The organism is Acinetobacter sp. TWP2-2-3 (assembly GCF_049896445.1).
Classification (GTDB): Bacteria; Pseudomonadota; Gammaproteobacteria; order Pseudomonadales; family Moraxellaceae; genus Acinetobacter.
The window spans coordinates 168,151-187,661 of sequence record NZ_JAFCUI010000003.1 but is presented as its reverse complement, the minus strand read 5'-3'; the positions used below and the strand labels follow the sequence as shown (position 1 = coordinate 187,661).

Sequence of the window (19,511 nt, the reverse complement as noted above, 5' to 3'; positions counted from 1 at the left end):
AGTTATTTAAAACCCTGCCCTGGCAGGGTTTTTTATTATCGCTAGATTAGTACTCCACGAAAAATCCCTAATTTATGTCCCTTTATAGACATCATTATTCTCAATAAAAATTTAATAATCAGATTAATTTTTCAATATTTATTAAAATCAAAAACTTAAGTAGATATTGTTATATCATTACATTTAAAAACTCATTTAATATTTTCTTAAAGATCATGAATTCCCATGATAAAAAGATAAAAATAAAAACAAGAATCATTATTATTCGCATACATTTTTAGCATTCATTTATTAGGTTTAACATGACCTTCATTAAAACACGTAAAAAAATCGTTTCTTCTGCAATTGTTTCATCTTTATCAATGGTAGCTGCATCTGCGATGGCAGAAGAACAGGTGATCCAGTTAGAGACTATTCATCAAGAAGTCAAAGCTGAAAAAGCACCCAGCTTAAAAGTAGATCAATCTGCGAATAGCAAATTTGTTGCGCCTTTACTCGACACCCCCAAGTCAGTTTCAGTGATTTCAAAACAGCTGATTGCCGATACACAAGTGACGACTTTAGCTGATGCACTGCGTACAGTTCCGGGGATTACCTTGGGTGCAGGTGAAGGTGGTAATCCGAATGGTGACCGTCCATTTATTCGTGGTTATAACTCAGAAAGTTCGATGTATGTAGACGGCGTTCGTAATGCCACCTCACAAAACCGTGAAATGTTTGCGGTAGAACAAGTTGAAGTGACCAAAGGTTCTGCTTCTGCCATGGGCGGTGCAGGCACCACTGGCGGTAGCATTAACATGATTTCTAAAGTCGCTAAAGCAGGCGATTTTCTAGAAGGTTCGGTCGCTGGCGGCACAGATAATTATCAACGTATTACTTTAGATGGTAACAAAGACTTTGGTAATGGTATTGCGGCACGTGTGGCAGTCATGGGGCATCAAAATGAAAAAGCCGGCCAGAAAGACGGTGCAGAATATAAACGTGCCGGTATTGCACCGAGTATTAGCTTTGGTCTGGACACCCCTACTCGCGCGACTCTCAGTTATTACTACTTAAAATCGGACGATACGCCTGACTCAGGTATCCCGTATAACAACCCATTTGCTGCTCCAAGAACTGCAACAGCAACTGACTATCGTCCATTAAATGGAAATGGCAAGCCAATTGACGTTAAACAAGGTCAATATTACGGCTGGAAAGATCGTGATTTCCAAAAACAAGAAAATCAGATCGGAACCATCAAATTAGAACATGACTTAACTGACAATCTAACCATTAGCAATACAGCTGTGTATGGCAACTCTAAGAATGATTACCTTTGGACCAATCCAGATGACTCTCAGGGTAACTTTTACAACAAAGCAGGTTTTACAAGTGAATTAACAGGAAATGTTTGGGCACGTGCCAACTCACGTGTAGCAGATACTGATGCTTTTACCGACCAACTTGCTTTAACCGGTAAATTTAATACCGGTATGCTTAAACATAGTTTTAATCTAGGTGCCGAATATTCAGATCAGGAAACTGATCGTACGCAATATATTATTAATGGCCTAAATGCGACAGGTAGCGCGTATGCTGCTTGCGGTGATGTCACCAATATTGCATCAGGTTGGTGTACTTCTGTACAGAACCCTAACCGTGCTCCATGGACAGGTATGTTAAGTACCAATGGTGCTGACCGTTACAATATCGAGAGCAAATCAAAGTCTGTTTATTTTCTGGATAGTATTGAATTCACCCCTCAGTGGCTTTTAGATTTGGGCGTTCGTTGGGATGACTACTCAACTGAGCAAACCATGACTTATGGTGCACGAAATAATGCAGTTACTGGTGCAAACAATACACCGATTACAGCAAGTGCTGGCGATCAAGTTACGATTAAAAATGATAAAGACTTTATCAACTATCAAGCCGGTCTTACTTTTAAACCAGTTGAAAATGGCAGTATCTATGCAAGTTATGCGACTTCGTCTAATCCAGTCGGTGTAGATGGTGGCGATGGTTCTGAAGGGATTACAGCTGCAATAAATAATCTTAAACCTGAAGAAGTCCGGACCATGGAGTTAGGAACTAAATGGGATGTCTTGAATGATAAGCTCAACCTGACTGCAGCTATTTTCCGCACGGAAAAAACCAATACTCGTGCGACCGGAGATGATGGCACCACAAGTAATATTGGTGAAACTCGTGTCGATGGTATTGAGCTAGGCGTAAACGGTAATATCACGGATAAATGGGCTGTATCTGCGGGTTATACTTATTTAGACAGTGAAATGATTGATGGTGGATTTGTAAATACTGCCGCTACAGGTCAACCTGCTGTATATGCGCCAAATCCTAGCAATGGGAACCAAGTTCAAAACGTCGCGAAAAACAGTGCAACCCTTTGGACTACTTATGCAGTAACTCCTGCTTTAACCCTAGGTGCTGGTGCCGTCGCAATGGATAAAGTCTATGGTAATGCTACTAATACCAAGTTTGTACCAGGCTATGTTCGCTATGATGCCATGGCACGTTATAACGTGAATAAAAACGTTGATTTGCAATTAAACCTTAATAACCTGTCTGATGAACGCTATTTCACAAAAGCCTATTCATCTCATTATGCGACCGAAGCAGAAGGCCGTAGTGCAGTGTTAGCAGTCAACTTTAAATATTAATTCAATGCAACCGCATAGTCTCCTGATGGGGGCTATGCTATTTTTAAAAGACGATTATTCAGGGGTTTCTCGTGCTGCATCATATTCCAAATGTACTGAGCAAAGAACAGGTGCAATATTTCCGTGAGGAGATGAATAAGATTGAGTGGGTCAATGGCAAGGTTACCGCGGGTACGCTCTCTGCGACGGTGAAACAGAATCAGCAATTACCTGAAGATCATCCCCTGACCCAGCATTTAAGTACGATCATTCTTGAATCGCTGGGACAGCATGCTCTGTTTTTATCGGCGGCGATTCCACTGGATATTATTCCCCCGCTTTTTAACCGCTATGAAAATAATGAATCTTTCGGCTTTCATGTCGACAATTCGATTCGTCGTATTCGCGGCAGCAATGAACGCCTCAGAACGGATTTATCCTGTACGGTTTTTTTAAGTGAGCCGGACGAATATGTCGGTGGTGAACTGGTAGTCGAAGACACTTACGGTTATCACGAAGTAAAATTGCCTGCCGGCGATATGATTTTGTATCCATCGACCAGCTTGCATGAAGTCACGCCAATCACTGCCGGTTGTCGAATTGCTTCATTTTTTTGGGTACAAAGCATGATCCGTGATGATGCAGAGCGGCATATGCTGTTTAATCTGGATCAGAGTATTCAAAACTTGAGAATGCAGCTGGGTGATCAGCATGCAGAAGTTATGAAACTGACCAACCTGTATCATAATTTAATGCGTAAATGGGCTGAACTTTAAAAGAGGCTCTGTCTTCAATGATCTTTAAGAACAACTGGATCTATTGTTTATCAAAATATATTGCTTTATGGCACTATTGAACGTAATAAATAACGAATTATGTCCAAATCGAGAAAATATAAAATACGATATTTAAAATAAGTGAAAATATTTTTCACTCCTTAAAGTTTATAAGAAAATCTTTATTACCATACGACTAAAATCCATAAAAATAGCAAAAACTTTTCGGGATAAGTGGATTAAACTTTAAATTATAAGTAAGGCATTTAGTGCATTTGGTGAAGCTAAACCACCAATATTTAGACCATATTTCAGGTTTGAACCAGACTGTCACTAAAACCCAATGAATAGACAAAATCTATGCCGCTGACCCACGCACCGCTTTAACCAAGATTACGGTACCCAAGTTAGCATAAGGAGCTCTCTCATGATGTTGGCTGATCCAAGTAAAAAATACCGTCGCATGTATCAACGTGTGGACTTACCAGACCGTCAATGGCCGAACAACGAAATCAATAAAGCGCCAATCTGGATGAGTACCGACCTGCGTGACGGTAACCAAGCGATCTTTGAGCCAATGAACATGGAGCAGAAATTCAAGATGTTCCAGATGTTGGTGAAAATCGGTTTCAAACATATTGAAATCGGCTTCCCGTCAGCATCGCAAATTGACTTCGATTTCACCCGTAAATTGATTGAAGAAGGTCATATTCCGGATGACGTTTATATCGAGGTCTTGGTTCAGGCACGTGATCATTTGATTCAACGTACCTTTGAATCTTTACAAGGTGCGAAACGTGCCATTGTACATATCTATAATTCTAACTCGCCGACATTCCGCAACAAAGTCTTGAATGTTGATGTTGAAGGTGCAAAACAGTTAGCGATCAATGCTGCACAGAAAGTAAAAGAATATGCCGCAAAACAGCCGGAAACTGAATTCGTATTTCAGTACAGCCCGGAATGTTTTACTGCAACCGAATTAGAAGTCGCGAAAGATGTCTGCGATGCCGTCACTGAAATCTGGGAAGCATCTCCAGAGAATAAAGTGATCTTAAACTTACCTGCAACGGTAGAAGTTTCAGGTCCACACATCTATGCCGATCAAATCGAATGGATGCACCGTAACATTCAGCGTCGTGATGGCGTGATCATTTCAGTTCACTGCCACAACGACCGCGGCTGTGGTATTGCCGCTTCAGAATTGGCAATTATGGCTGGTGCTGACCGGGTCGAAGGTTGTGTATTTGGTAATGGCGAACGTACCGGTAACGTCGACGTGGCTGCGATTGCCTTGAACATGTATACCCAAGGTGTAGCACCAAACTTGGACTTCTCCAACATCAATGAAATCATTGCGACTGTGGAAGAATGTACCGGTTTACCTGTGCACCCGCGTCATCCATATGCCGGTGATTTGGTGTTTACTGCATTCTCGGGTTCGCATCAGGATGCGATCAAAAAAGGTTTCGAGTTCCAGAAAAACGAAGAAATCTGGGATATGCCGTACTTGCCAATCGACCCGAAAGATTTGGGCCGTGACTATGATGCCGTGATCCGTGTTAACTCACAATCAGGTAAAGGTGGTATTGCCTACTTATTAGAATCTAACTACAACGTGATCTTGCCGCGTCGTTTACAAATTGAATTTTCTCAAATTGTACAAAAGCGTACCGATGAGCAAGGCACTGAAATCAGTGCGACTGAAATCTGGAAGTTGTTCAAAGAAACCTATGTGGATGCTAAAAACGTTCACTATTCTGCGAAAAACTACAAATTGTCGGATGATAACGGCAATCAGGTGATTGAGCTGGATCTTGAAATTGATGGCCAGTCACGCCGTGTTCGCGGTGAAGGCAACGGTCCAATTTCTGCGATTTTGGATGCACTTCAGTTACCGATTGATGTCGTAAACTATGAAGAGCGCAGCATCAGTTCTGGTGCACATGCTAAAGCCTTGGCCTTGATCGAACTTCAGGTGAAAGGTACCGGTAAATCTGCCTTTGGTGCCGGGGTACATGACAACATCGTGACCTCTTCCATTGAAGCAATTATTGCCTCGACCAACCGCCTGATTGATCAGGGTGTATTAAGCACTGATCAGGTGATTGCTGCTGCGGTCTAAACGGCTGTATTAGAATTAGCAATAATTCATAGCACTAAAATGACTTTAGAAGGATACCGGCAAATGGTATCCTTTTATTATTCATACTAAAGATTTAAGGCGAATCCTCCCCGTGTCTTTTCCAGCTGACTCAGTGGGCATTGTTGTCCCACAAAAGTTCCAATTTGAAGAGCCGTTAGAGCTTGAATGCGGTCGCATCCTCCCACGTTTTGAACTGATGGTTGAAACTTATGGCGAACTCAATGCCGATAAGTCCAATGCCATTCTGATTTGTCATGCCCTTTCCGGTCATCACCATGCTGCTGGCTATCATCATGAAGATGATAAAAAAGCCGGTTGGTGGGATTCATGCATTGGTCCCGGCAAAGCCATTGATACTTCAAAATTCTTTGTGGTTTCACTGAATAATATTGGTGGCTGTAATGGCTCTACCGGCCCAACCTCACCCAATCCTGAAAATGATAACCGCCCGTATGGTCCAGATTTCCCACTGGTTACGGTCCGTGACTGGGTCAAAACCCAAGCCCTGCTCTCTGACCGTTTAGGGATTGATATCTGGGATGCCATCATTGGCGGTTCACTAGGTGGCATGCAGGCATTGCAATGGTCAGTGGATTATCCAAACCGTTTAAGAAAATGCGTGATTATTGCCAGCGCTCCGAAACTTTCTGCACAGAATATTGCCTTTAACGAAGTAGCACGTCAGTCGATTTTGTCAGACCCAGATTTCCATAATGGCCGTTATCTGGAAAATGACAGCTATCCCAAACGTGGCCTGATTCTGGCACGTATGGTGGGCCATATTACTTACCTGTCCGAAGAAGCCATGAAGCAGAAGTTTGGCCGCGATTTGAAATCAGGCAAATTTATGTATGGTTTCGATGTTGAATTTCAGGTCGAAAGCTATTTGCGTTATCAGGGTGAACAGTTCAGCCGTAACTTCGATGCCAATACCTATCTGATCATGACCAAGGCACTGGATTACTTTGATCCGTCGCGTGAATATGAACAGTCGCTCAAAAAAGCCATGGCCAATACCCAGTGCAAATTCTTGGTGGTGTCATTCACGACTGACTGGCGTTTTACCCCTGCCCGCTCACAGGAAATCGTGGATGCCTTGATCAGCAATCACAAACCTGTGAGCTATCTGGATATTGATGCCGAACAGGGTCATGACTCTTTCCTGTTCCCAATTCCGCTCTATGTAAAATCTTTGCGTGCATTCCTGGGTGGTGAAGAACACCTGAAAGCAACACCAAAGGAGGCCGTATAATGCGTATCGATCAACAACTCGCTGAAAAGTGGATTAAGCCCGGTTCTAGCGTACTCGACCTTGGTTGTGGCGATGGTGAACTGCTGGCACAAATGAGCAAAAAGCACGATATTCGTGCATATGGATTAGAAATTGATCAGGAAAAGATTGCAATTGCAGTCAGTCGCGGGTTAAATATCATCCAGCAAGACTTAAACCTTGGTTTAAGCCGTTTTGCCGACCAGTCTTTTGACAATGTGGTCATGGCACAAGCTTTGCAAGCTGTAGATGCACCTGACGTATTATTGCGTGATATGGTGCGTGTAGGGAAACAGGCCATTATTACCTTTCCGAACTTTGCGCACTGGAAGACCCGGTCTTTCTTGGCAATCAAAGGGAGAATGCCGGTTTCTGAAGCCTTGCCGTATATGTGGTATAACACCCCGAATATCCACTTATGTACATTTCGTGATTTTGAAGCACTTTGTGCGGAAAATAACATCAAAATTATTAATCGACTCGCTGTGAACGGGAATCAAGAAGATAGTTTGCTGAGCAAGCATCTCCCTAATCTATTTGGTGAAGTCGCAATTTATCGAGTGAGCGCGCTATGAAAAAATTATTATTAAGTACGACGCTACTGGCGGGACTTTTTGGCATGCAAGCCCATGCAGATTATGTTGCACCTAGTCCATCTGTTGCCAGTCAAGCGGCTCAGTATTCCATCATGGATATCAATAGTCTGACCAAAGCAGCGAAAGCTGGTCAGGCCGGTGCACAGTTTTATTTGGCCACCAAATACCAGTATGGTAAAGATATTCAAAAAGATGAACGACAGGCCTTTGCCTGGTATAAAGCTGCTGCAGATCAAGGTCTGGCAGTTGCACAGCTGAATGTAGGCCGTATGCTGGCCGATGGCATTGGCACCAGAAAAGATGAAGCGCTGGCACGTCAGTATTTTGAAAAAGCGGCTAGCCGTGGCGATAACCGTGCCAGCTTTAACCTGGCAATGATGGAAGAGAAAAAGAAAAACTATATGGGCGCTTACCAGTGGTATGAACTTTCTACCCGTGATGGCATGCTCGACAATAAGGTGATTACGCTGTCGGAAGGCAGAAAAACTGCCTTGGCGGCGAATTTAACCCAAGAGCAGATCCGTCAGGCGCGTGATCGTGCCGACAGATGGATTCAGGCACAATAAGCTGAATGGTATAAATAGCACCTTCGGGTGCTTTTTTATTGCCGCAAATTCTTCATCCATTGCTAAAATAGCGCCCATTCTTTATCTAATAATGAGTTTTTGACATGGCTGCAACTGACTGGTTATCCCAAGGCACACTGGTATTGGCAAGTAATAACAAAGGTAAAATTGCCGAGTTTGAAAAACTGTTTGCCGAGCTACAACTGCCGGTTGAAGTCGTGGCCCAGGGCAAGTTGAATATCGAAGATGCGATCGAAGATGGTCTAAGCTTTGTAGAAAATGCGATTATTAAGGCTCGCCATGCTTCTAAAATTTCCGGAAAACCTGCTATTGCAGATGATTCAGGCATTTGTGTGCCAGTTCTTGGCGGCGCTCCCGGCATTTACTCGGCTCGTTATTCCGGTGAGCATGGCAACGATGCCGCCAATAATGAAAAACTGCTGGCCGATCTCAAACCCTTACGCCAAGATGGTGAAGTGATTGAGGGCATGTTTGTTTGCGTACTGGCACTGGTTCAACATGCCGAAGATCCCTTACCGCAAGTCTTTCAGGGTATCTGGCACGGGGAAATTCTGGAAGCTGCGCGTGGTGAAAATGGTTTTGGCTATGACCCGTTGTTCTGGTTACCGGAACTGGGGATTTCCAGTGCAGAAATGAGCAAGGAAGAAAAGAATAAAATCAGTCATCGTGGGCAAGCGATGCAGCTGTTTAAGAAGAGTTTGGAGAAGTAAGTTTCTCCTCTCATTACCCCCTCTCCCTTTGGGAGAGGGCTGGGGTGAGGGATTTTTAAAATACACCTCTCCCCTTGCGAAACAGCGTTTCTCATCTCCTAAAAGTAGAGGGAATCTATAGCGTAGGCATCAACGCATGCACGATTACCCCATATAAGGCAATCAAGATCGCGCTGGCCAAAGTTCCCGAAGCAATATATTTGGCGGAATGGCCTGTTCCCTGATAATGGGTTTCCAGTGCCACAATATTGGCTGCAGGCGGCAATAAAAAGAACATCAGCAGTACCGCATAGGTCAGCGTCTGCTGCGGAATAGGTAAATAATAATAGGCGGCAACACATAGCAAAACCGCAAACAGCCCTCTATAAAAAATCAGTTGCAGACTACGCATTAAATCGAAGCGGCTGATCCGCACATTGCTCAGCCACATTCCCAGCACACACATGCCGCTAAAAGTGACCAGTACTTTATTGGCCTGATACAGTATCTCTATCCCAGGCACTTGCTGCCAATGACTCAAATCCCAAAATGATAATAAAGCTGCTACAGACAGTGCCACCACAGGTGGTGAGAGCAGCACATTCTTTAAAATATAGCCGCTATCTTGTCTGGCTTCACTGACTGCCATCACCGCACAGACATTGCCAAACAAGGAACCACCGATGTACAGGGCAACTACGGTACTGGTCGCTTGCGGGCCAAAAACTGCCAGTGCAAAAGGAATTCCCAGCCATGCCCCATTTAAATAGCTCAGGCATAAGGCACGCAGTTTATTTTTCAGGGTGAAATAAAACAAGGCAAAGAATACGCAGGAACAGAAAAAGCTGAAGGCAATCAGCCACAAACTGCCCTCTTGGTAAAACACCATATTGTAAATAATCAGTACCGGAATCAGGACCCGTGCCAATAAAGCTGCCAAGAGAGGGCGAACCGGTTTTAAATATTGCACACCCCAATAACCGATCAGAAAAGACAGGAGGGGAAGAATCAAGGCCATGACAATGCTGCTGAGATTTCCATATCAGGCTGTATGCTAGCACAGCATACTTTTCATTGAATTATGAATTTTTTTATATGAGTGATTCATTCCCCTGCTGCCGTGTCGGCAAACTGTCATCAAAGCGTCACCGCGCTGTCATACAAGCCTGCTGAGATAGGTACATAAAATATAGAGGATAAAATAATGGCAGGATTATCAATTTGGCATGTGCTGATTTTTGCAATTGTGGTGATTTTATTGTTCGGTACATCAAAACTTAAAAATCTGGGTAAAGACGTCGGCGGCGCGATTAAAGACTTTAAAAAATCAGTCAAAGATGAAGAGGCTGAACAAGCTCAGCTTGCAGAGCCGCGCACCATTGATGCCCAGGTCAAAACGCCTGAACATTCGGTTAAAAGTTAAGAGTTCGCTATGCTCAATATTGGAATGACCGAGCTGCTGATTTTCGGAATTATTGCACTTTTGGTTCTTGGGCCAGATAAGCTTCCGGAAGCAGTACGTTTTGTCGGAACATGGTACGGCAAGATCAAGCGTATGGTGAGCAATGTTCAGAATGATCTTGATCGTGAATTGCGCCTGTCTGAGCTACGTGAACAGATGCAGGCTGAAATGCAACGGATTCAGGAACTGGAAGCCAAGATGCAGGCACAAATGACAGATTTGCAGCAGCCGATTGCAGCGGATCAATTAAAAATAAAACCTCTGTCTGCTCAGTCTTTGCTCAGCTATCAACCGGTGATACAGCCTGTATCCCCCGTGTATTTACCCAAGCCTACAGCAATTCAAACCGTGATTTCAGAACAACGCTATACAAAAATGAAGGTGGCCGTATGACATCCTTACCGACCACACCCGCCTCAAATGATTCTGCAGCGCTGAATCTTGAACAGATGCCGATTACCCAGCATTTGATCATCTTAAGAAAGCATCTGTTTAAAGTGGTTGCTGTCCTGATTGGCCTGTTTTTCTGCTTATTACCCTTTGCTAATCAGACTTATCAATGGTTGTCTGAACCGTTGCGTGCACAGCTACCTGCCAGTTCAACCATGATTGCCACGGATGTCACTGCAACCTTCATGGCACCTTTTAAGCTGAACTTCTTTGTCGCGCTGATGATCGCGATGCCGTTCATCCTGTATCAGCTCTGGACCTTTATTAAGCCTGCGCTGTATGCCAAGGAAAAGAGCCTGGCCTTGCCGCTTCTGATCGGCAGTATCGTACTTTTTTATACCGGCATCAGCTTTGCCTACTTTGTGGCATTGCCCTCGATTCTGCATTTTTTTATCAGTGTTTCGCCTGAAACTGTAGCCCCGATGACCGACATCAACAGTTATCTTAGCTTCTGTTTAAAGCTGTTTCTGGTCTTTGGTTTTACTTTTGAGATTCCCATTATTACCCTGGTTCTGATCTTGATTGGCGCAGTTTCGACCCAGACTCTGGTAGAGAAACGGCGCTTTATTATTGTGGGTTGCTTCTTTGTAGCAATGTTTGTGACGCCCCCGGATGCCCTGTCAATGATCATGCTGGCTGTCCCGATGTGGCTGCTGTTTGAACTGGGTTTGCTGGCAGGGAAACTGATTGAAAAACGTCGTTTAAAGACCGAATAATAATAACCAGCCAAAACAACAAAAATATCGACTTACTCAGGCAGCTCTGGCTGTCTTTTTGTTTCCAATTTTCAATAAAATACTGATTTATTTAATTTTAATGCAACATTTCCTTAAGATTACTGTCATATCCCAAGCTTAAGGTATTGAAAACTTCTACACCACCAAGCACTTATTTTTTAATTGGGACTTTAAAATGAAAAATGAAGACATGATACCTTGCCAGGATCTGGTTGAAGACAGTAACAACTCAAACAACACGCACTTCCAAACGATTCTGGATCAATATACTAGCCGCCGCAGCTTTATTGCGAAAACTACAAGTGGGGCAATGGCATTAGCATTTGCAGCAACAGTAAGTGGTTGTTCAGATGATGATAATGATTCTGGTACACCTGACAGTAATCCAACTACACCGCCAGATACCACTAGCCCAGATCAACATGCCTGGAGTGATCTAAAAGCACGTCCGAATAAATTAGTCTTTGAACCGGTTCGCAAGAATACCCAAAACTTCTTCAGTGTTCCTGAAGGTTATGAGCTTAAAGTATTGTATGCAGTAGGCGATCCAATCAACCCTGCTTATCCAGAAAAGACCGATGCAACCTTAGCTTCTGGTGCTTCTTACCAGTTCCGTTCAGGCGATAACCATGATGGTATGAGCTTCTTCGGTATGCATCCAATCAATAAAAATTATGCTGCCAAAGAATCAACACAAGGTTTACTTGTTCTAAACCACGAATACCTACAACAATCTCAGCTCCATACACCAGAAGGTACAATTACCATCGATGGTGTACGTCCAGAAGATCAGGTACTCCGTGAAGTGAATGCGCATGGTGTTTCTGTTATTGAGATCAGCAAAGATGCAAATACACAAGACGTTAAAATCAACTTAAATTCTAATTTTAACCGTCGTATCACTGCAGCAACCGAGATGGAAATTAATGGGCCAGCGCGTGGTTCTGACTTAGTCAAAACTATTTTCTCACCAGATGGGACGTTAACTCGCGGTACCTTTGCCAATTGTGGTAATGGTTATACGCCATGGGGAACTTACTTAACGGCTGAAGAAAACTGGAGTGGTTATTTCGCTCGTCAAGCCAATGACACCCGCGCTATTGCAAAAGAAGAAATTTCATTATCACGTTATGGTCGTGGTGGTACTGATGCCCGTTCATCTCAATACCGCTGGAATACTCCTGTTGCTGAATTAACCGGTGATAAAGGACTTTATGATCGTTGGGATATTTCAGTTAAAGGCACAAATGCTTTAGCAGATTATCGTAATGTCATGAATACCTGTGGCTTCATTGTAGAGATTGATCCATTTAGCGCGACTACACGTCCAGTTAAACGTACTGCACTGGGTCGTTTTGCACACGAGGACTGCCGATGTAGTAACCCTATTCCGGGTCAGCCATTAGCTTTCTATATGGGTGATGACGCGACCGGCGAATATATCTATAAATTTGTTTCTGAAGCCGTCTGGGATCCAAAAGACGTCAATGGTGGTTATACCGCTGGTGATAAATACATGGATAAAGGGACATTATATGTCGCTAAATTCAATGATGACGGTACAGGTGAATGGGTAGAACTGACTCATGGCAAAAATGGTTTAACTACTGCTAATGAAATCTATCCATTTGCAGGCCAGGATGACATCGTCATCAATGCCCGTCTTGCTGCTGACCATGTTGGTGCGACCAAAATGGACCGTCCAGAATGGGTTGCCGTGAATCCCGAAAATGGTGAAGTGTATGTAACCTTAACCAACAACAGCAACCGTGGTCGTGCATATGAAACTGATGCTGCCAACCCACGTAGCTACATCGACTTTAAAGGTTCAAGCGCCAGCAATTCAGGCAATATGAATGGTCATATCATTCGTTTCAGTGAAGCTAAAAATACAGTTACAGCGACAAGTTTTGCTTGGGATATTTTCCTGTTCGGTGCAGAAGCACGTGCTGCTTCTAACATCAACCTGTCAGGTCTGGATGATTTAAATGACTTCTCCAGCCCGGACGGCATGTGGTTCGATCCGCGCGGTATTCTGTGGATTCAGACGGATGATGGTCAGTACACCGATGAAACCAACTGCATGATGCTGGCAGCACTTCCGGGTACTGTGGGTGATGGTGCTAAAGCGCTTGCAGCCAGCACCAAAGCAGAAGGACAGGAAACCTTTGTTGGTGCCAAACTCAGCAATGATCGTGTTCGTCGCTTTTTGACTGGTCCATCGGGTTGTGAAATTACCGGCGTGACTATTACCCCGGACTATAAAGCGATCTTTGTCAACGTTCAGCATCCAGGGGGTGCATGGCCAGCCAACCAAAGCGAGCGTTATAGCCGTTTAGGCAAAGTACCTCGCTCTGCAACTGTGGTCATTACCCGTAAAGATGGCGGCGCCATTGCGGGTGAGGCTTTGGAACAAGCAAGCGTATAAAAAAAGCTGTTATTCAAAAATGCCGACGTCAAGTCGGCATTTTTTATATCCGGTGATTATTTCAGGCTAATTATTTTCTCAATAGTTTGACCTGCGGTCGCACCTTGTTGTGACTTCTCGATCCAGTGCCATCGTCCCTGCTGCATTCTCAAAAAATTGGAGCATCGGGTGCCATAGGCCGGACTCTGAATAAAAGTCGAAGACAGCAGCTGTTCCATTTCCACGGAGATGCCGGTATCTGGCAGAAGTTCAGGAATCACCTTACGTTCATCTTCCAGAATATCCCAGACTGCATGACACAAATCTGCTTCTGCGATCTCCTGGTGTTGCAGCATCGGTAAAAATTCCTGGGTAAAGCGTTTACGTAAATGTCGGGTCTTGTACCAGTCTTCGCTCATTAGGCCATTCGAAACCACATAGACGCCATGCGCCAGTACTTGCGGTGCTTCACCGCGATTGCTCATATACACCGCCTGATCTTGATCCCCCACAAACAGGTTAAAGCCGGCATAGTCACACTGGCGTTGTTCCAGATCTTGCGCAAAACGAATCGGCGTTAAGTCAGAATCTAAAAAGTTCTGGATGATATGTCCACGTGAAGTCGGATAATGCCCTTTGTCCTGTCCATCACGAAAATTAGTAATCACCGCCCAGCGACCAGAAGCCGTAATACCCATCCAGGTACCGCCCGACTGTAAATCTTGCCCGGCAATTATCGGACTATTCTCCCATTCATGCAGCCCCTGCGTAGGACGCTGATAGAACTCATCCCGATTCGAAATCAGACATAATGGGCTCTGATCCAGAACCTTCCAAGCCAATGCCACGATACACATAATTTACGCTCTCGATCTTTACACATTGAATGTACAACATTTTTCTTTGCTTTAAGCTAAAATCTGTGCAAAACAGAATCACAAGGAACAGGAATGCTCACCTATCCCAATATTGATCCCGTTGCGATTTCGCTCGGGCCCTTACAAGTCCACTGGTATGGACTGATGTACTTACTGGCATTTTTATTTGCCTGGGGATTGGCGACGTTTCGCGCCAAACAACGTGGCTGGACACCGGATATGGTGTCTGACCTGATTTTCTTCGGCGCTCTCGGTGTGATCATCGGTGGCCGTGTCGGTTATGTCTTCTTCTACGGTTTTTCCCAGTTCCTGGCCGATCCTTTATGGCTGTTCCAGATCTGGACCGGTGGCATGAGTTTCCACGGCGGTTTCCTCGGGGTCATTCTGGCCATGTTATGGTGGTGCAAGAAATATAAGATGACCTGGTTCCAGACTCTGGATTTTATCGCACCCTGCGTACCAACAGGGTTGATGTTTGGCAGGATTGGTAACTTTATTGGCGGCGAACTGTATGGCCGTCAGGTGACCGACCCAAACTTTGCCTGGGGCATGATTTTCCCGACCGACCCGCTGCAACTGGTACGTCACCCATCACAACTGTATCAGGCACTGTGTGAAGGCCTGATCCTGTTTATTGTACTGTGGTGGTTCAGTTCCAAGCCGCGTCCACGTATGGCTGTTTCGGCCCTGTTCCTGATCGGTTATGGTCTGGCACGTTTTGTGGTTGAATTCTTCCGTGAGCCGGATAATGGCCAGCTGTTTATTGGCTGGATGAGCAAAGGACAATTCCTGAGCCTGCCAATGATCCTGATTGGCTTGTGGATGATGTGGTATGCCTACCAGAAGAAAATATATGACTGGGGTCCACAAAAAAATAGCTGAGAAAATCGCGTAATTTAGCGAGGCAACGACCTCGCTTTTTTATACTCAAAATATGCTAAAGTGCCGATTATCTCTTCTATTCTTTCATCATTATGCTTGAGTTCTGGTTTAATCCGCAGGTGTCTGTTCTCAAAAAACTGTTGATCTTTATTGTGATTGCTGTGATGGCTGCCGTGTTGTACTGGATGCAACCACTGCCCTTAGATTCGATTTTGATGTTTGTCGGGACCGGCATCATTTTTCTGATCTGTCGTTACTGCAAAATCCACTTTGCCAGCAAAAACCCGAGCGGTTTTTTATATAGATTACTGACTTGGATTCCAATTGCGCTATTAATTGCTTTAGTTTTTATGAATATGCAACAGGGTGAAATCCTGATTCCGGGTGCACAGGGCATTGCCTTTATGGCTCTGGCGATTTGCCTGTTTTCACCATTGTCGCTGCTCAATCAGAACAAATCAGATGCAGGTTCACCCCATGCTTGAGTTCTGGTATTCGGAACGCTGTAGCCGTCAAATCAAACTCATCGCCATCATCGCGACCTGTATTTTGATTTATACAGCATCAACTGTAGCCCAGTTAGATCCAGTATTTGTTGGGGTGAGTTTAGTGATTGGAATTGTCATGCATTTACTGCACCATTTCCGTCTGAAAATTTCGAAATCCAATCCCTATGCAAATGGCTTTAGCGCCTTGAGCCAGGTGATTCCCATCATTGCTTTAATTACCCTGTTTGGCTATTTGCCCGAACAGCAACAGCAATGGGGCAAATTTGCTTTGGGTCTGCAATGTCTTGGCTTTGCCGCGATTGGATTATTTATTGTTTCAATCTATGAAAGCCGTGCGAAGCGTTTTGAGGACTGATCACTTCGCAGTGTTTTCTTAGAAGTAAGTTTCCAGACGATAGTAACTATAAGTCACGTTTTTATTGCGATAAACCGCATGATCTCGCTGTTTAAAATCCGATACCCAGGCACTACCTGAATAAGCCGCGATATGTCCATATTTATGTCCCTGAGTACGGTCAATAATATAGATATCGCCTTTTTTCGGCCGATCAAAAGAAGCATTAATTTTCTTATAACCCAGCTGCATCAGGGTACTTCCCCAATCTGCTGCTGCGACCGGATGATTCACAATTTTCGCACCAGAGGATTGCAGACCGACACGAATACTGCGCGCACATTTCTGTGTACTGGTATTTCGGGTAATGCCTTGCAGATAACTGGTAAATTTCTCGATATTGATACGATGGCCATTGCTTACGCCTGAAGCGTTACGGACAGTGGCTTTTTGGGATGACTTTTTAGGTCTTTGCTCCGATTGGGAACGCACCATGATATTCGCTTGGACAGGAGCATATACTTCGCTCATGTTTACTTGATGATCATAGATCATGCCTTACCAACCGCTCCTCGCCTGTAATTTAGGCTTTCATATTGTTAACAAGCCGAGAATACTAGTCGTTTAAATGTTATCTTTCACATTAAAAATGTAAATAAATTTGTCTATTTTTCCGGCATTCAAATTAAGCGGTTCTTTCTCATACAGTTACAAAACCCATCATCTTTGCAAAAAAAATGTAAAGCAAAGCCAATTCCAATGCCTTGCAAAGCTTTTTCAGCCTGAAATACGCAAAATGAGTCCTTATCTTTTTCTACTCAAACGTGTGGATTTAATCTGTAGCTCGGCCATTTTCAGATAACATTTCACCACATGATTACATCATTTTGAGCTTTACCGCCTGTATTACACTGATGCGGCATTTTTAAACCTTGAACTAAACGGAGAAGAAAAATGAGTCAGACTTTAAGTACCGTTTCAAATTTTAATTTAGAACAATATTTAAGTACCTGGTATGACATTGCACACTTGCCGATGAAGCGCCAACCTGAAGACAGCACCGATATTTCTGCGGTATAGAGCTTGAATGAAAATGGCAAGGTGGATGAAGCCATTGCTGAAGCGATCATTGTCGATGCAGAACATCCCAAGCTTGAAATCAGATTTTTACCTGAAGGCTTGCATGGGATCCCGTTTACCAAGGGCGATTATTGGGTCTTAAAAATCGATCCGGATTATCAGACGGCACTCGTGGGCGAGCCGAATAAAGAATATTTATGGTGATTACATCGCGACACCAGTCTGGACGAAGCGACTCAACGCGAATATTTAAGTTATGCAGCACCCTTAGGTTATGATCTGTCTGATCTGATTCATACCGTCCATACGGGCCGTAAAACCGCTTAAACTGCAATCAAAAGACCTCTATCAGGAGGTCTTTTTTATTCTCAATTTGGGCGATGAAAGCTCATCAAAAAATGCTATGATGTGCGCAATTTAAATTGTCCCTTTCGACAGAAAATTGATTATAAAATAATCCGTTCTGCTGTTAAAACGGCAATTTTCAACAGATTCAAATAGAGAGAACTATGCGCCAATATCTTGACCTTTTACAACATATCCTCGACAACGGCGGCGATAAAGGCGACCGTACCGGTACAGGTACACGTTCGGTATTTGGTCATCAGATGCGCTTTGATCTTTCCCAAGGTTTTCCTTTACTCACCACCAAAAAAGTTCATTTCCGTTCTATCGTGATTGAACTGTTGTGGTTCCTGAAAGGTGATACCAATGTTCAGTATTTAAAAGACAATAAAGTCTCGATTTGGGACGAATGGGCGACCGCAGAACAGACTGCGCGTTTTGGCCGTCCTGAAGGCGAACTTGGTCCAGTTTACGGCCATCAATGGCGTAATTTTGGGGCCAGCAAAAATGCAGACAATAGCTATAACCAGGATGGTTTTGACCAGATCAAATGGTTGATCAATGAAATTAAAACCAATCCAAACTCGCGCCGTCTGATTGTATCGGGCTGGAACCCGAATGAAGCAGGTCAGGTCGCATTACCCCCTTGCCATACCCTGTTCCAGTTCTTTGTACACAATGGAAAATTGTCTTGTCAGTTGTATCAGCGCAGTGCTGATGTATTTTTGGGTGTGCCATTTAATATTGCCAGCTATGCCTTGTTGACGCATATGATCGCGCAAGTCTGTGATCTGGAGGTTGGTGACTTTGTCTGGACTGGTGGCGATACCCACTTGTACAGCAACCATTTTGAACAGGCACAATTACAGCTCAGCCGTGAGCCACTCGGCCTTTGTCAATTAAAACTAAATCCCGAGATTAAAGACCTGTTCGATTTCAAATTTGAAGATATCGAAATTGTCGGTTATGAATCTCATCCAGGAATTAAAGCCCCTGTCGCTGTTTAATTTTCTTTATTATAAAATTCCCTCTCCTCCTCGGAGAGGGCTAGGGAGAGGCCTTTTACCACGCGTGAATCGCCAACTCCTTTCAAAATATATTCCCGGCCCTAAAGCGTGAAGGCAATCAAGATAAATTGTGAACCTCTCCTTCGTACCAGTAAAAAATTACACGAAGGGCTTTGGGTTTGATGAGAAGGATCAATACATGTCATTTCAAGATTTAGAAGTTGTACACGTCGTCGCCATGGATCAGCAGCGTTGTATCGGCAAGGGCAATGACCTACCTTGGCATATCTCTGCCGACCTGAAACACTTCAAGGAAATCACCCAAGGCGGTGTGGTGGTGATGGGTCGCAAGACACTAGAGTCGATGGGACGTACTCTACCTAAACGGGTGAACTGGGTCATTACTCGTGATCCAAACTGGGCATTTGCAGGCACCAAAGTTGCTTATAGCATTGAAGATGCGTTGAGTCAGGCCGTGACAGATGTGAAGGCTTCAGAAAAGCCTGAAACCATTTTCATCATTGGTGGCGGTGAAATCTTTAAACAGACCATGGAGATCACAGACCGTCTAGAACTGACGCATGTCGAACTGGATGTACAGGGCGATGCCTATTATCCAGCGATTCCAGCAGAATTTAAAAAAGTCGCTGCCGAGCAACATATCGACGACAAAACCGGCATTGCTTTTGAGTTCGCAACCTACAGAAAATAAAA

General features: G+C 44.0%; 21 protein-coding genes. 18 read left to right on the top strand and 3 right to left on the bottom strand.

Annotation, left to right across the window (positions count from 1 at the left end; all coding sequences use genetic code 11):
* Positions 1 to 302: 302 nt before the first annotated feature.
* From ACP7AK_RS06335 to rdgB, 7 genes are all read left to right on the top strand, one after another.
* Entirely contained in the window at positions 303 to 2,663 is a 2,361-nt protein-coding gene (locus ACP7AK_RS06335) for a TonB-dependent receptor (RefSeq protein ID WP_425879140.1), read from the top strand.
* Positions 2,664 to 2,734: 71 nt separating this feature from the next.
* A complete protein-coding gene (locus tag ACP7AK_RS06330) occupies positions 2,735 to 3,418 on the top strand; it encodes a Fe2+-dependent dioxygenase (protein ID WP_224216997.1) in 684 nt (227 codons plus the stop codon).
* A gap of 427 nt (positions 3,419 to 3,845) precedes the next feature.
* Complete coding sequence (leuA, locus tag ACP7AK_RS06325; protein WP_004278413.1) at positions 3,846 to 5,543, top strand: 2-isopropylmalate synthase; 1,698 nt, start codon at positions 3,846 to 3,848, stop codon at positions 5,541 to 5,543.
* A 112-nt stretch (positions 5,544 to 5,655) separates the two neighbouring features.
* Positions 5,656 to 6,816: a homoserine O-succinyltransferase MetX gene (gene metX, locus ACP7AK_RS06320; RefSeq protein ID WP_213686424.1), complete on the top strand. Its 1,161-nt coding sequence runs from the start codon at positions 5,656 to 5,658 to the stop codon at positions 6,814 to 6,816.
* Positions 6,816 to 7,409: a methionine biosynthesis protein MetW gene (gene metW, locus ACP7AK_RS06315; protein ID WP_004278415.1), complete on the top strand. Its 594-nt coding sequence runs from the start codon at positions 6,816 to 6,818 to the stop codon at positions 7,407 to 7,409. The genes metX and metW overlap by 1 nt, the downstream gene beginning before the upstream one ends.
* Positions 7,406 to 7,996, top strand: coding sequence for a tetratricopeptide repeat protein (locus tag ACP7AK_RS06310; RefSeq protein ID WP_004647420.1), 591 nt, complete (start codon positions 7,406 to 7,408; stop codon positions 7,994 to 7,996). Before metW ends, ACP7AK_RS06310 begins: the two co-directional genes overlap by 4 nt.
* Positions 7,997 to 8,100: 104 nt before the next feature.
* Complete coding sequence (rdgB, locus tag ACP7AK_RS06305) at positions 8,101 to 8,727, top strand: RdgB/HAM1 family non-canonical purine NTP pyrophosphatase (protein ID WP_005245951.1); 627 nt, start codon at positions 8,101 to 8,103, stop codon at positions 8,725 to 8,727.
* 115 nt (positions 8,728 to 8,842) lie between these two features.
* Here the strand turns inward: rdgB and ACP7AK_RS06300 are convergent, their stop codons facing one another.
* Positions 8,843 to 9,724 (bottom strand): permease, encoded by an 882-nt coding sequence (locus tag ACP7AK_RS06300; protein ID WP_312326619.1) that lies wholly within the window; start codon positions 9,722 to 9,724, stop codon positions 8,843 to 8,845.
* 186 nt (positions 9,725 to 9,910) lie between these two features.
* On the opposite strand from ACP7AK_RS06300, the gene tatA reads away from it, so the two are divergent.
* From tatA to ACP7AK_RS06280, 4 genes are all read left to right on the top strand, one after another.
* A complete protein-coding gene (tatA, locus tag ACP7AK_RS06295) occupies positions 9,911 to 10,129 on the top strand; it encodes a Sec-independent protein translocase subunit TatA (RefSeq protein WP_005245949.1) in 219 nt (72 codons plus the stop codon).
* Between the two features lie 9 nt (positions 10,130 to 10,138).
* A complete protein-coding gene (gene tatB / locus ACP7AK_RS06290) occupies positions 10,139 to 10,561 on the top strand; it encodes a Sec-independent protein translocase protein TatB (protein WP_425879136.1) in 423 nt (140 codons plus the stop codon).
* Positions 10,558 to 11,334 (top strand): twin-arginine translocase subunit TatC, encoded by a 777-nt coding sequence (gene tatC / locus ACP7AK_RS06285; RefSeq protein ID WP_071852257.1) that lies wholly within the window; start codon positions 10,558 to 10,560, stop codon positions 11,332 to 11,334. Before tatB ends, tatC begins: the two co-directional genes overlap by 4 nt.
* Before the next feature lie 196 nt (positions 11,335 to 11,530).
* Entirely contained in the window at positions 11,531 to 13,783 is a 2,253-nt protein-coding gene (locus ACP7AK_RS06280) for a PhoX family protein (RefSeq protein ID WP_425879133.1), read from the top strand.
* Between the two features lie 56 nt (positions 13,784 to 13,839).
* Here ACP7AK_RS06280 and ACP7AK_RS06275 read toward each other — a convergent pair whose 3' ends face one another.
* On the bottom strand, positions 13,840 to 14,619 hold the full coding sequence (locus ACP7AK_RS06275; protein ID WP_224216923.1) for an NRDE family protein: 780 nt from the start codon (positions 14,617 to 14,619) through the stop codon (positions 13,840 to 13,842).
* A gap of 93 nt (positions 14,620 to 14,712) precedes the next feature.
* On the opposite strand from ACP7AK_RS06275, the gene lgt reads away from it, so the two are divergent.
* The 3 genes from lgt (at position 14,713) to ACP7AK_RS06260 (ending at position 16,386) form a co-directional block, all read left to right on the top strand.
* On the top strand, positions 14,713 to 15,522 hold the full coding sequence (gene lgt, locus ACP7AK_RS06270; RefSeq protein WP_005107931.1) for a prolipoprotein diacylglyceryl transferase: 810 nt from the start codon (positions 14,713 to 14,715) through the stop codon (positions 15,520 to 15,522).
* 92 nt (positions 15,523 to 15,614) lie between these two features.
* Positions 15,615 to 16,007 carry a hypothetical protein gene (locus ACP7AK_RS06265; RefSeq protein WP_425879131.1) on the top strand — a complete coding sequence of 131 codons (393 nt, stop codon included), beginning with the start codon at positions 15,615 to 15,617 and terminating at the stop codon, positions 16,005 to 16,007.
* Complete coding sequence (locus tag ACP7AK_RS06260) at positions 16,000 to 16,386, top strand: hypothetical protein (RefSeq protein ID WP_425879129.1); 387 nt, start codon at positions 16,000 to 16,002, stop codon at positions 16,384 to 16,386. Before ACP7AK_RS06265 ends, ACP7AK_RS06260 begins: the two co-directional genes overlap by 8 nt.
* Positions 16,387 to 16,404: 18 nt before the next feature.
* Here the strand turns inward: ACP7AK_RS06260 and ACP7AK_RS06255 are convergent, their stop codons facing one another.
* Complete coding sequence (locus ACP7AK_RS06255; RefSeq protein WP_005107935.1) at positions 16,405 to 16,920, bottom strand: hypothetical protein; 516 nt, start codon at positions 16,918 to 16,920, stop codon at positions 16,405 to 16,407.
* A gap of 399 nt (positions 16,921 to 17,319) precedes the next feature.
* Between ACP7AK_RS06255 and ACP7AK_RS06250 the strand changes: the two genes are divergently transcribed.
* From ACP7AK_RS06250 to ACP7AK_RS06235, 4 genes are all read left to right on the top strand, one after another.
* A complete protein-coding gene (locus ACP7AK_RS06250; protein ID WP_005245940.1) occupies positions 17,320 to 17,445 on the top strand; it encodes a lipocalin family protein in 126 nt (41 codons plus the stop codon).
* Between the two features lie 3 nt (positions 17,446 to 17,448).
* Positions 17,449 to 17,649, top strand: coding sequence for a lipocalin family protein (locus tag ACP7AK_RS06245; protein ID WP_425879127.1), 201 nt, complete (start codon positions 17,449 to 17,451; stop codon positions 17,647 to 17,649).
* A 305-nt stretch (positions 17,650 to 17,954) separates the two neighbouring features.
* Positions 17,955 to 18,797, top strand: coding sequence for a thymidylate synthase (gene thyA, locus ACP7AK_RS06240; RefSeq protein WP_004278429.1), 843 nt, complete (start codon positions 17,955 to 17,957; stop codon positions 18,795 to 18,797).
* 199 nt (positions 18,798 to 18,996) lie between these two features.
* Positions 18,997 to 19,509 (top strand): dihydrofolate reductase, encoded by a 513-nt coding sequence (locus ACP7AK_RS06235; RefSeq protein WP_425879125.1) that lies wholly within the window; start codon positions 18,997 to 18,999, stop codon positions 19,507 to 19,509.
* Positions 19,510 to 19,511: the final 2 nt, after the last annotated feature.